The following is a 12,452-nucleotide window of genomic DNA, read 5'->3' on the forward strand; positions in this document are numbered from 1 at the left end:
CATGACACGGCGAACGGAATGGCCGGGCAGCGAGGACGAGATCGACAGCGCTGCCGGCGACGCCGAGACCCGTAGCGGCCGCAGGGGCCGTCATGGCCGTGAGGACAGCGGTGGCCCCTCCTCGTCGAGGGCCGAGTCGGGGCCACCGCGTACGCCCGAGGAGCAGGCGCGGGCCATCTGCCTGCGCCTGCTCACCGGGAATCCGCGTACGCGCAAGCAGCTCGAGGACGCCCTGCGCCGGCGGGGCATCCCTGAGGAGGCCGCGGACGAGGTGCTGTCCCGCTTCGAGGACGTCGGGCTGATCGACGACGCGGCCTTCGCCGACGCCTGGGTGGAGTCCCGCCACCATGGGCGCGGCCTGGCCCGGCGTGCCCTGGCCCGCGAACTCCGCACCAAGGGAGTGGACTCCGCCCTCATCGATGTGGCCGTCGGCCGCCTCGACTCCGAGCAGGAGGAGTCCACCGCCCGCGAGCTGGTCGACCGGAAACTGCGGGCCACCAGGGGCCTGGACCGCGAGAAGCGCCTTCGCCGCCTGGCCGGAATGCTGGCCCGCAAGGGATACCCGGAGGGCCTCGCCCTCCGCGTCGTCAAACAGGCGCTGGAGGAGGAAGGCGAGGATCCGGATCTTCTGGAGCAGCACGGTCTGCTGGATATGTGAGGGTCGGCGGCCGCCACCACAGCCGTCAGCGAATCCGGCAGGGCAGGTGACCGGGCGGCCGCGCACTGAGCCCGGCGGGGCAGGTGACCCCGGGCGGCCGCACCATGAGGCCGGCGGGGCGGGTGACCGGGCGGCCGCGCACTGAGCCCGGCGGGGCCACCGGCTCCAGGACAACTGACAGAGGACAGAGGACAGAGGACAACTGACTGAGGGCAACGGCGACTTCGTCGCGGCGCGGGCGACGGACCCGGCGGGGGCGTGGCCCGGACGCAGGTGTGGGCGCCCTCAGCCCCCCACCTCCACCCCCAACCCCGCCTCCCGCCAAGCCTGGAATCCCCCCGCCAGATCGGTGGCCCGGTGCAGCCCCAGCTGGCGTAGCGAGAGGGCGGCGAGGCTCGATGCGTAGCCCTCGTTGCAGATGACGACGACCGGCAGATCGTGGTGCGTCGCTTCCGGGGCGCGGTGTGCGCCCGTCGGATCGAGCCGCCACTCCAGTTCGTTGCGCTCGACGATCAGGGCGCCGGGGATGGTGCCGTCACGCTCCCGCAGTTCCGCGTAGCGGATGTCCACCAGCAGCCCGCCCGCCTCCTGGAGGGCGGCGGCCTCCAGGGGATCCACCCGGTGCCCCAGTTGGCGCCGGGCCTGCGCCAGCAGGGCATCGACCGCGCTCATGCCCACTCCTCCGGCTGCTCGACCGCTTCGAGCCGCAGCACCGGCCCGGTGCGGCTGTAGCGCCGCATCAGCGGCAGCGGCGGGTAGTAGGCGTGCACCGACACCGCATGGGTGTCCGCGGAGAGGTTGAGCACCTGATGCACATGGTGCGGGCCGAAGGCCCGGCCGTGCCCGCCGCTGAGCCGGCGCTCCCGGTCCACGCCGTCGGCGAGTTCCAGGGTCTTCCAGCCCTCGGTGGGCAGTGCGGCGGTGAGCGACTGTTCCGTCAGCTCACCCGCCGCCGTCGCGAAGGCGCCGTGCGAGCCGCCGTGGTCGTGCCAGCCGGTGCCGGTGCCGGGCGGCCAGCCGATCAGCCACGCCTCGCTGCCGCCCGGCCCGTCCAGCCGCAGCCAGGTACGGCCTTCGGGGTCGAGCGGGAGCGAAGCGACCAGAGCCGGATCGGTGGCCGCCCGGCGGGCGAAGTCGAGGAGTTCGGAGGCGCTGGGCCCGCCGTCCTTGCCGAGGGCAGGCGGGCGCGCAGGGGTGTGTACGTCGGGCACGGAAACCGTCCTGAGTGATCGCGAAGAGGCGCGGCTGCCGGTCGGAGGCGGGCGGCCGCGCGGGGAAGGAAGATGCGGATCAACAGGACGGACGACACATGCAGCCCGCGTAGCGGACCAGGTCGAGATGGACCCTCCGCCAGAATCGCGAGCTGTGATCAGTCATCCTCGGAGTGAAGCACGGAGCTTCCCACAGGGTCAACCGCGGAAGCGTCCCCCTCTCCGGCCGCGTCGCCCCCGGGTGCCGCGGCCTCCCGGCCGGCCCCGGTCACCGGCCCGTGTGCCCCGCCCCGTACGGCGTTCGCGCACGCGGCCATCTCGGCCGGGCGGACGCCGGACAGCGCGGTGACCAGATGGCCGTCCGGCCGCACGAGCAGCACGGTGTGCGCGGAGGCACCCGGATAGGCCTCGGTGACCAGGATCTCGGCGTCCATCGGCAACGCGTCGACCGCCTCGGCCAGTCGGGGCATCAGGCCGGCCGACTGCCAGTGCCGGCGGTCCCAGACGCCGGTGCCGGGGGCCACCAGCACCACCAGCAGACCGCGCCCGAGCCGGTCGCGCAGCCGCACCACCGAGCCGTCCGACGCGGTCACCGCCACATCCGTGACCGGCGCGCCGGGCGGTGTCTCGACGAGGAGGCCGCCGGCCTGCCCGTCGGGCGGTCCCAGCGGGGTGCGGGCATAGACGGGCGGTGCGCCGAGTGGGCCTCGGCCCAGGTGGCCGTCGGTCAGCAGGGTGCTGCGCCCGCGCGCCGCGCCCGGCAGGACGGTGCGCCAGCGGACCGCGCGGCCGTCGCGCAGCAGCGGCAGCGCCTGGTCCGCGGCACGCAGCCGGGCCGCGACCGCGCCCCGGCGCTCGGCCTGGTAGCTGTCGAGCAGCACGTCGGACGCGCCGTGATGCCAGGCCAGGCCCAGCTTCCAGGCGAGGTTCTCGGCGTCCCGCAGCCCCTCGTCCAGGCCCTGGGTGCCGAGCGCGCCCAGCAGATGTGCGGAGTCCCCGGCGAGGAAGGCCCGGCCCTGCCGCCAGTCCCGGGCCAGCCGGTGGTGGACGGTGTGCACGCCCGTGTCGAGAAGTTCGTACGGCGGGACCAGCCGGCCGTGGCCGCGTCCCCGGGGGAGCGCGGCGTCGCCCTCCGCGCCGGTCTCGTCGGCCGGGCCCGCCGGGGACTCACTGGTCCAGCCGGCCAGCGAGTCCCGGATCCGGGCGACCAGGGCGTCCGGGGTGACCAGTTCGCGCCCCGGCGGCAGCAGCCAGTCCAGCCGCCAGACATGGCCGGCCAGCGGGCGGGCGGAGACCTCGCTGCCGGGTCCGCCGCCCTGCCGGGGCGGCGAGCGGTGCAGCAGGGCCTCGCCGGGCCAGGGGAGCTCGCAGCGCAGCGCGGCCACCGCATGCCGTTCGACGGCCGTACGGCCCGGGAAGCGGATGTCCAGCAGCTTGCGGACGGTCGACCGGGGGCCGTCGCAGCCGATGAGGTAACTCCCGCGCCACCATGTGCCGTTGGGGCCGCGGGTGTGGGCGCTGATGCCGTGCTCGTCCTGTTCGAGATCGGTGAGCCGGCTGCCGGTGACGATCTCGGCGAGCTTCTCGTGGGCGAGCGCGGCGCGCAGGGCGCGGGTGAGCGCGTGCTGCGGGAGGTGGAGCGGGGAAGCGGTGGCGGGGGCGGCCGCGCCGTCGGGGGTCCGCGGGGCGAAGGTGACGCGTTCCCGCAGGCGCCGGCGGCGCATCGTGCGCCAGGCCGTCCAGTGGGCGCCGGCACTGTCCAGGGTGTCGGCGCAGCCGAGCCGGGCGACGAAGGCGGCGGTGTCCGGGCGGAGCACGACGGTGCGGGCGGGCCGGGTCTCCTCCTGGCCGGTGGTCTCGTCGAGGACGACGGTCGGGACGCCGAGGCGGGCGAGGGCGAGCGAGAGGGAGAGGCCGACCGGGCCGGCCCCGACGACGATCACCGGGTCCACGGCGCAGCTCCCCGGGGCCGCTGGTACGTACGGGACATGCGGGAACTGGCAGTTGGAGCCCGGTGCGTGATCACACAGCGTATGCAACCCACTGCGACCGCTCGCGTCAAGTGACGGAGGCGGTGGCGAGGGTGCCACCGCCTCCGGACGGATCGATATCGGCCGCGGGACGGCCTGCGGTGCCGTCAGTCCTTCGTGGTGACCGGCCCGTCGACCGCCGCGTCGGAGACCTCCATCGCGTCGGTGGCCGTCACCGGTTCGCCGGCCGCGGCGACTCCGATACCCGTCTTGGCCCGCCGGCCGCGCCGCTCGATCCAGTTGGCGAGGGCGGACAGTGCCAGACACATCGCGACGTAGATGCTGCCGGTCACGATGATGAACGGCACATAGGTGTCGTTGCCGTTGACGATGATGTTGGTGCTCATCTGGCGGGCGGTGAAGAGCAGTTCCTCGAAGGTGATGATGTAGCCGAGGGAGGTGTCCTTCAGCGTCACCACCAGCTGGCTGATGATCGTCGGCAGCATCGCCCGCACCGCCTGCGGGATCAGCACCGTCGTCATGACCTGCGTCTTGCTCATGCCCAGGGCGTACGCGGCCTCGCGCTGGCCCGTGGGCACGGCGTTGATGCCGGCCCGCAGCACCTCGGCCTGGACCGAGCCGTTGTAGACCGTCAGGCCGATGACCAGGGCCCAGAACTGCGGCTGGTCGCCGGTCAGACCGAGGCTTCCCCGGTTGCTGAGCAGCAGCACCCACAGGGCATAGATGGTGATCAGCAGCGGTACGGCGCGGAAGAGCTCGATGAAGCCGGTCGCCAGCCAGCGGACCGGCCGGTGGTCCGAGAGCCGCGCCACCGCGAGCAGCACGCCCAGCGCCAGTGACAGCACCGCGGCGACCGCGAAGACCTGAAGCGTGGTCACCAGGCCGTCGCGGATGTTGGTCCGCACACCGGCGTTGTTGAAGATGTTCCACACCTCGGGCTCCAGCTGGCCCTGGGTGTTCAGCCGCAGCACGGTGAAGACGAGCAGCGCCAGCACCGCGAGCGCGCCGACGACGGAGTAGACGCGGTTGCGTACCTTCGCCTTCGGTCCTGGTACGTCGTAGAGAACGCTGGCGCCGCTCATGCCCTTACCTCGCTTTGTTCCGCCGCGCCTGCGCGTGGCACCCACGTCGTGCTGATCCGCCCCTCGCGGCCGCTCATCGGGCCACCTCCATCCGGCGCTCCAGCAGCCGGAAGACGGCGCTGATGGCGAAGGTGATGATGAGGTAGGCGAGCGCGGTCCACAGGAAGATCCAGGCGATCGCGTAGCCCTTGTCGTTGAGCAGCTTGGAGACGTTGAACAGTTCGCCGTAGCCGAACGCTCCGGCGATCGCGGAGTTCTTCGTCAGCGCGATGAAGATGCTGCTCAGCGGGGGCAGTACGGTGCGCGTGGCCTGCGGGAGCACGATCTGGCCCAGCGTCTGGGCGAAGGTCATTCCGAGGCTGCGCGCGGCCTCCGCCTGTCCCAGCGGCACGGTGTTGATGCCGGACCGCACCGCCTCGCACACGAAGGAGGAGGTGTAGAAGCCGAGCGCCAGTGTGGCCAGCACGTAGGGGCTCGCCCCCTGGAAGAGGACCTGCGGGACGACGAAGAAGGCGACGAGGAAGAGCAGCGTCAGCGGCGTGTTGCGCAGCACCGTGACCCAGGCCGTCCCGAAGGCGCGCAGCGGCGGAATCGGGGAGACCCGGAAACCGGCTATGAGCACGCCGAGTACCAGCGCGAGCAGGGCGCTGGACGCGGTGATCGCCAGCGTTCCGAGGAATCCGTCCCGGAACTCGGGCAGATAATCGAGGAGTACGTTCATGGGGTCTCCGCGGTAGCGGTCATCGGGTACACGGCGGGAAGTGGGTCAGCGGCGGGCGAAGACACCGCGCGCCCCGTACACCCGCCGCGGCGGGCGTACGGGGCGGCGCAGATCGGTGGGTTCGCGAGCGCCTCAGCCGCGGGGCAGCGGCGTCTCCGGGGCGACGAACTTCGACCCGGACTTGCCGAGCGTGCCGTCGTACGCCTTCTTGTAGTCACCGTTCTTGATGTGGTTCTCCAGCGCGTCGGTGATCGCGTCGCGCAGGGCCTTGTCGTCCTTGTTCATGCCGACGCCGTAGGGCTCCTTGGTGAACGACTTGCCGACGACCCGGAGCTTCTCGGGGCGCTGGGCGGCGTAGCCCTTGAGGATCGCGTCGTCGGTGGTGACCGCGTCGACCTGGCCGTCCAGCAGGTTCTTCACACAGTCCGAGTACTTGGACTGCTCGCTGGTGACGGCGCCGTACTTCTTCTTCTTGATCTCCTGGAGCGGAGTGGAGCCGACGATCGAGCAGACCTTCTTGCCCTTGAGGGTGTCCGGTCCGGTGATGGCCTTGTCGTCCTTGCGCACCAGGAGGTCCGCGCCGGCCGTGTAGTACGGGCCCGCGAAGCCGACCTGCTTCTTGCGCTCGTCGTTGATCGTGTAGGTACCGACGTAGTAGTCGACCTGCCCGTTGGAGATGGTGGTCTCACGGACGTTGGAGTCGATCGTCTTGAACTCGATCTGCTTCTCCGAGAAGCCGAGGTCGGCGGCGACCATCTTGGCGATCTCGATGTCGAAGCCGGAGTACTTGCCGGTGGTGTCCTTGAAGCCCAGGAACGGCTGGTCGGCCTTGACGCCGATGACGATCTTCTTGGCCTTCTGTGCCTTCTTCAGCACCGGCGAGTCGATCTTGGGCGCCGAGGCGACCTTGTACTTGCCGCTGAAGAGATCGCCGCCGGCCGGCTTGTCGCCCGCCGCACCCTTCTCGCCGCCACAGGCGGTCGCCGTCGCCGCCAGCGCGAGCACCACCGCACCGGCCGCAGCCGTCTTACGAATCCTCATGGTGAACATCCTTTGGTTCAGCAGGTGTTGGCAATGATGGTGGCCCGACTGCGGGCTCAGTGGTGGAGGATCTTCGACAGGAAGTCCTTGGCGCGGTCGCTGCGCGGGTTGTTGAAGAACTGGTTCGGCTCGGCCTCTTCGACGATCCGGCCGTCCGCCATGAAGACGACCCGGTTCGCCGCGGAGCGCGCGAACCCCATCTCATGGGTGACGACGACCATCGTCATGCCGTCCCGGGCGAGCTGCTGCATGACGTCCAGCACCTCGTTGATCATTTCCGGGTCGAGCGCGGAGGTCGGCTCGTCGAACAGCATCACCTTCGGGTCCATCGCCAGCGCACGGGCGATCGCCACCCGCTGCTGCTGACCGCCGGAGAGCTGTGCGGGGTACTTGTTCGCCTGGGTGCCGACACCGACCCGGTCGAGCAGGGCGCGGGCCTTCTTCGCGGCTTCCGCCTTGTCCGTTTTGCGGACCTTGGTCTGGCCCAGCATCACATTTTCGAGCACGGTCTTGTGCGCGAAGAGGTTGAAGGACTGGAAGACCATGCCCACATCGGCGCGCAGCCGGGCCAGTTCGCGGCCCTCCTGCGGCAGTGGCTTCCCGTCGATCGTGATGCTGCCGCTGTCGATGGTCTCCAGGCGGTTGATCGTGCGGCAGAGCGTCGACTTGCCCGAGCCCGAGGGCCCGATCACGACGACGACCTCGCCGCGGTTGATCGTCAGGTCGATGTCCTGGAGCACGTGCAGCGCGCCGAAGTGCTTGTTCACGTTGTCCAGCACGACCAGCTGGTCCGCTGCCGGCGCGGGACCGTCGGCGTTCTTGGTCACCGATACTTCGCTCATCGGCGTGTGGCTCCGTCCTCCTCGATTGGGGAGGACCCTAGTAACGCCCCGCGACCAGCGTCATTACATCTGAGCTGAACTTGAGCATAACGATCCGGCCGCGACGGGACCCCGGGCGCGCAGCGCGGCGTCCGCGGTGGACACGACGCCAATGGTGGTGTCCCCGGCGTACCGGCTGGGTAACGGATGGCGGCGCGGAGGTGGCCACCTCTTGACGCATGGGCCTCCCATCGCCGTAGATGCCCTGTGGCCTGTACGCATGCACCCGGGAGGAGGCCGGATGAGACTGCTGCTCGTCGAGGATGACGATCATGTCGCCGCGGCGCTGTCCGCGGTGCTCGCCAAGCACGGCCTGGCCGTCGTGCATGCGCGCAACGGCGAGGACGCGCTCAAGGCCCTGCTGCCCGACCACGGGGAGCCGTTCGCGGTGGTGCTGCTCGACCTCGGGCTGCCCGACCAGGACGGTTTCGAGGTCTGCGGCCGGATCCGCAAGCTCTGCGCCACCCCCGTCATCATGGTCACCGCGCGCTCCGATGTGCGCTCGCGCATCCACGGGCTCAACCTCGGCGCGGACGACTATGTCGTCAAGCCGTACGACACCGGTGAGCTGCTGGCCCGTATCCACGCGGTGAGCCGGCGCAACGCGCCCGGCGGCGGTGAACAGGCCGCCGAGGAGTCCACCGCCGACGAGGCGCTGCGCCTGGGCGCGGTCACCGTCGAACTCTCCACCCGCCAGGTGGCGGTGGACGGCGCCGCGGTCCCGCTCACCCGCAAGGAGTTCGACCTGCTCGCGCTGCTCGCCCAGCGTCCGGGTGTGGTCTTCCGCCGGGAGCAGATCATCAGCGAGGTGTGGCGCACGAGCTGGGAGGGCACCGGCCGGACCCTGGAGGTGCATATCGCCTCACTCCGCGCCAAACTGCGCATGCCCGCGCTGATCGAGACGGTGCGCGGGGTCGGCTACCGCCTGGTCGTCCCGGCCGCCGGCCCGGGCGTGCGCACATCTGCCGCCCCGGCCTCCTGAAGGCCGCCGCGACCACGTGCGCACCCGACTCCTCCCGCTCCTCATCGTCCTCATGGCCGGTGTCCTGCTCGCGCTCGGCATCCCGCTCGGCGTCATCACGGCCGGGGTGGAGCAGCAGCGGGTGGTCGTCGACCGGATCGACGACGCCGCCCGCTTCGCCTCCCTCGCCCAGTTCGTCACCGCCCGGCCCGACGCGGACGACGGGCACAAGACCCCGGAGGAGGACGAGCGGCGCGCCACCCTCCGTACCGAGCTCGCGCGCTACTACGACCTCTACGGCATACGTGCCGGTGTGTTCTACCGCGATCGCACCCCCATGGCCGCTGCCCCCGTCGGCCTGCCGGTACCCCAGGACGGTGAGGCCGCACGAGCCTTCAGCGAGGCGCTGGCCGGCCGCCGCAGCCATGACCCGCACCAGGTCTGGCCCTGGGACGACAAGGGACGCATCCCGGTCGCCTCACCGGTGATCCGCGACGGCGACGTGGTCGCCGTCGTGATGACCGACTCGCCCACGGGACAGCTGCGCTCGCACGTCCTGCGCGGCTGGCTGCTGATCGCGGCCGGCGAGTGCGCGGCCATGCTCGTCGCCGTCGCCGCGGCCTTCCGTCTCACGGGCTGGGTGCTGCGGCCCGTACGGGTCCTGGACGCGGCCAGCCACGACATCGCCACCGGCCGGATGAACGCCCGGGTCGCCGCCACCGCGGGCCCGCCCGAACTGCGCCGGCTGGCCCGCTCGTTCAACGAGATGGCCGACAACGTCGAGGACGTCCTGGAGCAGCAGCGCGCCTTTGTCGCCGACGCCTCCCACCAGCTGCGCAACCCGCTGTCCGCGCTGCTGCTGCGGATCGAGCTGCTGGCGCTCGAACTCCCCGACGGCAACGCGGAGATCGCCTCGGTCCGCACCGAGGGCAAACGCCTGGCCCGGGTCCTGGACGATCTGCTCGACCTCGCCCTCGCCGAACACACCGCCGCCGACCTCCAGCTCACCGATGTCGCGGCGCTGGCCGCCGAGCGCGTCGGCTCCTGGCGCCCGCTGGCCGACGACAAGGGCGTCGTCCTCACCTATGAGGGGCAGAGCGCCGTCACCGGCTGGGCCGACCCGGTGGCCCTCTCCAGCGCCCTGGACGCCGTGATCGACAACGCCCTGAAATTCACCCCGGAGGGCCGTCCGGTCACCGTCGCCGTCGCACCGGAGGGCGAGCGCGTCCACATCACCGTCGCCGACCGGGGCCCCGGCCTCACCGACGACGAGCTCTCCCGGGTCGGTGACCGCTTCTGGCGCAGCAGCCGCCACCAGAACGTCTCCGGGTCGGGCCTCGGCCTGTCGATCACCCGCGCGCTGCTCACCGCGGGCGGCGCCACCATCACCTATGCCCCGCATCCCCCGCACGGGCTGAAGGTCACCGTCACCGTGCCGCGCACCGCACCGTGAGGGCGCCGGTGCGCAGGCGTCGGCGGCCCCGCCGACTGTGCTACGGTCGATGACGTTGCAGTTGTGGTACCCATGAACGTGTGCGCGCCCGGAGGCTGGATGCCCCGGGCGTTCCTTGTTTTCCGGACCTGTTCCGGTGTGGGGCAATCATCTCGGCGACAAGGAGGCCGTGCAGTACGGTCTCCCGTTTGCCCCATGAAGGAGAAAAACATGGCTTCCGGCACCGTCAAGTGGTTCAACTCGGAAAAGGGCTTCGGCTTCATCGAGCAGGACGGCGGCGGCCCCGACGTCTTCGCCCACTACTCGAACATCAACGCGCAGGGCTTCCGTGAGCTCCTTGAGGGCCAGAAGGTCACCTTCGACGTGACCCAGGGCCCCAAGGGCCCGCAGGCGGAGAACATCGCCGCTGCCTGACGCACCGCGTCCCGTGAGCGGGGGCCGCACCGGCACGTCCGGTGCGGGCCCCGCTCCGTTCGCAGGCCGGCCCGGGCGGACGCCTCAGGGCTTCTGCGACACGTAATAGCGCCGGGCCCCGGTGTGCAGCTCCAGCGGGTCGGTGAACACCGCCGTCCGCAGATCCACCTTCTGCGCGGCATGCACCTGGCGGCCGATCCAGTCCCGGCTGTCGATGACGGTCCGGGTGATGCCCTCGGTCAGCGCGGCGTCCTGGCGGTCCGTCGTCACCAGCAGATTCGCCACCGCGATCGTCTTCACCGCCTGCCCGCCCTGGGCCCTGGGGTAGGCGTCGGCGGGCATCACCGCGGCTCGGTAGTAGCGGGTGCGTTCGCCCTGCCGGTGCAGCGCCTCGCTGAGATCCCCGAGCTGGACCAGCCGCACCGGGAAGCGCTGCGTCAGCCGCTGCACCGCCGTCGTCGGCAGCCCGCCGGACCAGAAGAAGGCGTCCAGCTTGTGCTGCTCCAGCAGCTGCGGCATCCGGTCGATCCCGACCCGCACCGGCTCGATGTCCCTGGCGAAGTCCAGTCCGGCGGCCTCCAGCAGCCGCCGGGTGATCAGCTGGACGCCGGAGCCGTCGGTACCGACGCCGACCCGCAGCCGCCGCAGATCCTTCGTCGAGCGCACCGCGGAGTCCTTCGGCACCACCAGCTGCATGTAGTCGTCGTACAGCCGCGCGCAGGCCCGCAGCCGGTCCGCGCCCGGCTCGCCCCTGATCTTGTACGTGGCGACCGCGTCCGCCGTCGCGATGCTGTACTCCGCCCGCCCGGCGACCAGCTGGCGCAGATTGTCGATCGAGCCCTCGGTGCGGGCCAGCCGCAGATCCACGTCCGGCAGGTCATGGGCCAGATCCTGCTTCAGCAGCTCCCCGTAGCGCGCGTAGACGCCGGTCGGGACGCCCGTCGCCAGCGTCACCCGGCCCCCGGGAGCCGGCGCAGCGCCCGTCGACAGCAGCCACCACAGCACCGGCCCGAGGACGACCAGTGCCGCGATCGCCGCCTGGACGGCCCGGCGACCGGTGCGGGGGAGTGCTGTGACCATGGGCGGGATACTGCCAGGACCGCGGCGGGAAGGGGAGGGGCGGGGCCCGGTCCGGTGCGGTCACCGGTGTCCGGACCGGCTCTCCCGGCTGCCGCCGCGGCACGCTCCACCGCCCTTGGGGGCCGGGAGCGGACGGGCGTCACGGCCCCGGGACCGGCCGCGGTTGCACCCGCAACAGCAGGAGTTACGGTGGCGACGTGGCGCCCGAACCGCTCCGGCGGCAGCGGGCCGACCCTCCCTACCTGGACCAGCAGGGACCCGGCACGTCCCTACCGCGCGCCCGGCGGCGCGCACGCCAAGAGAACTCCCTCCACCCTCAGCGCACCGGCGCCGGTGCCCCCACACCACGGCCCCCCCGAGGCGCCGGTGCGGGAAGCGACACCTCATGAAACCGCCCACCGCACTGCGGCCCGACACCCGTGCCCGGTCCGAAGCCGTCCGCCCGCCCCCCGGCGCCGCCGATGCCGGACTGCTCCTCCTGCGGCTGACCGTGGGACTGATCCTGGCCGGCCACGGCGCCCAGAAGCTCTTCGGACTCTTCGGCGGCCGGGGGCTCGACATCACCGGCAAAGGCTTCGAAGCCCTTGGCTACCGGCCCGGCACCTTCTTCGCCGGCCTCGCCGGAACCTCGGAACTCCTCGGCGGCCTCGGCCTCGCCCTGGGACTGCTCACCCCCCTGGCAGCCGCCGCACTGATCGGCGTGATGATCAACGCCATGGTCCTGGCGGCGCCCAAGGGACTCTGGGCGGAGACCGGCGGCCTCGAATACCCGCTGACCATCGCGGTCGCCGCGCTCACCGTCGCGGCCACCGGACCCGGCCGCTACGCCCTCGACCGGCCCTTCCGCTGGGGGCACGGCGGCTGGCGCAGCGCGGCCTTCGCCCTGGGGGCCGGCGGCCTCGGCGCCGCCCTCGTCCTGGCCCTCTGAGCGGACCTCCGGGCCTTCCCGCGCCCGGTGC

At 71.9% G+C, this 12,452-nt stretch carries 14 protein-coding genes; 5 read left to right on the forward strand and 9 right to left on the reverse strand.

The features are described 5' to 3' along the window. Window position 1: 1 nt before the first annotated feature. Window positions 2-658, forward strand: coding sequence for a recombination regulator RecX (gene recX / locus ACZ4XD_RS10940; protein ID WP_468040485.1), 657 nt, complete (start codon window positions 2-4; stop codon window positions 656-658). A gap of 285 nt (window positions 659-943) precedes the next feature. Here recX and ACZ4XD_RS10945 read toward each other — a convergent pair whose 3' ends face one another. From ACZ4XD_RS10945 to ACZ4XD_RS10980, 8 genes are all read right to left on the reverse strand, one after another. Beyond that, window positions 944-1,330 carry a rhodanese-like domain-containing protein gene (locus ACZ4XD_RS10945; RefSeq protein ID WP_468040488.1) on the reverse strand — a complete coding sequence of 129 codons (387 nt, stop codon included), beginning with the start codon at window positions 1,328-1,330 and terminating at the stop codon, window positions 944-946. After that, on the reverse strand, window positions 1,327-1,869 hold the full coding sequence (locus ACZ4XD_RS10950) for a cupin domain-containing protein (protein WP_468040490.1): 543 nt from the start codon (window positions 1,867-1,869) through the stop codon (window positions 1,327-1,329). The genes ACZ4XD_RS10945 and ACZ4XD_RS10950 overlap by 4 nt, the downstream gene beginning before the upstream one ends. 79 nt (window positions 1,870-1,948) lie before the next feature. Further along, a complete protein-coding gene (locus ACZ4XD_RS10955; RefSeq protein WP_311044721.1) occupies window positions 1,949-2,035 on the reverse strand; it encodes a putative leader peptide in 87 nt (28 codons plus the stop codon). Further along, a complete protein-coding gene (locus tag ACZ4XD_RS10960) occupies window positions 2,028-3,821 on the reverse strand; it encodes an FAD-dependent monooxygenase (protein WP_468040492.1) in 1,794 nt (597 codons plus the stop codon). Before ACZ4XD_RS10960 ends, ACZ4XD_RS10955 begins: the two co-directional genes overlap by 8 nt. Window positions 3,822-4,006: 185 nt before the next feature. After that, a complete protein-coding gene (locus tag ACZ4XD_RS10965) occupies window positions 4,007-4,942 on the reverse strand; it encodes an amino acid ABC transporter permease (protein ID WP_468040495.1) in 936 nt (311 codons plus the stop codon). 73 nt (window positions 4,943-5,015) lie between these two features. Next, window positions 5,016-5,663: an amino acid ABC transporter permease gene (locus ACZ4XD_RS10970; RefSeq protein WP_468040497.1), complete on the reverse strand. Its 648-nt coding sequence runs from the start codon at window positions 5,661-5,663 to the stop codon at window positions 5,016-5,018. Window positions 5,664-5,795: 132 nt separating this feature from the next. After that, window positions 5,796-6,704 carry a glutamate ABC transporter substrate-binding protein gene (locus ACZ4XD_RS10975; protein WP_468040499.1) on the reverse strand — a complete coding sequence of 303 codons (909 nt, stop codon included), beginning with the start codon at window positions 6,702-6,704 and terminating at the stop codon, window positions 5,796-5,798. A gap of 56 nt (window positions 6,705-6,760) precedes the next feature. Continuing rightward, the gene (locus ACZ4XD_RS10980) at window positions 6,761-7,546 is read right to left on the reverse strand and encodes an amino acid ABC transporter ATP-binding protein (protein ID WP_468040503.1); all 786 of its coding nucleotides are present in this window, start codon (window positions 7,544-7,546) and stop codon (window positions 6,761-6,763) included. A 280-nt stretch (window positions 7,547-7,826) separates the two neighbouring features. Here ACZ4XD_RS10980 and ACZ4XD_RS10985 point away from each other — a divergent pair, with 280 nt between their 5' ends. From ACZ4XD_RS10985 to ACZ4XD_RS10995, 3 genes are all read left to right on the forward strand, one after another. Continuing rightward, entirely contained in the window at window positions 7,827-8,567 is a 741-nt protein-coding gene (locus tag ACZ4XD_RS10985; protein WP_468040505.1) for a response regulator transcription factor, read from the forward strand. Between the two features lie 16 nt (window positions 8,568-8,583). Continuing rightward, the gene (locus tag ACZ4XD_RS10990; protein ID WP_468040507.1) at window positions 8,584-9,999 is read left to right on the forward strand and encodes a sensor histidine kinase; all 1,416 of its coding nucleotides are present in this window, start codon (window positions 8,584-8,586) and stop codon (window positions 9,997-9,999) included. 210 nt (window positions 10,000-10,209) lie between these two features. Further along, a complete protein-coding gene (locus ACZ4XD_RS10995) occupies window positions 10,210-10,413 on the forward strand; it encodes a cold-shock protein (protein ID WP_042160117.1) in 204 nt (67 codons plus the stop codon). Window positions 10,414-10,497: 84 nt separating this feature from the next. On the opposite strand, the gene ACZ4XD_RS11000 is transcribed toward ACZ4XD_RS10995, so the two are convergent. After that, window positions 10,498-11,493 (reverse strand): TAXI family TRAP transporter solute-binding subunit, encoded by a 996-nt coding sequence (locus tag ACZ4XD_RS11000; protein WP_468040510.1) that lies wholly within the window; start codon window positions 11,491-11,493, stop codon window positions 10,498-10,500. A gap of 385 nt (window positions 11,494-11,878) precedes the next feature. Between ACZ4XD_RS11000 and ACZ4XD_RS11005 the strand changes: the two genes are divergently transcribed. After that, window positions 11,879-12,421 (forward strand): DoxX family protein, encoded by a 543-nt coding sequence (locus ACZ4XD_RS11005; protein ID WP_468040512.1) that lies wholly within the window; start codon window positions 11,879-11,881, stop codon window positions 12,419-12,421. Window positions 12,422-12,452 lie beyond the last annotated feature (31 nt).

The sequence above is a fragment of the Streptomyces sp. NPDC029466 genome, from assembly GCF_055574515.1.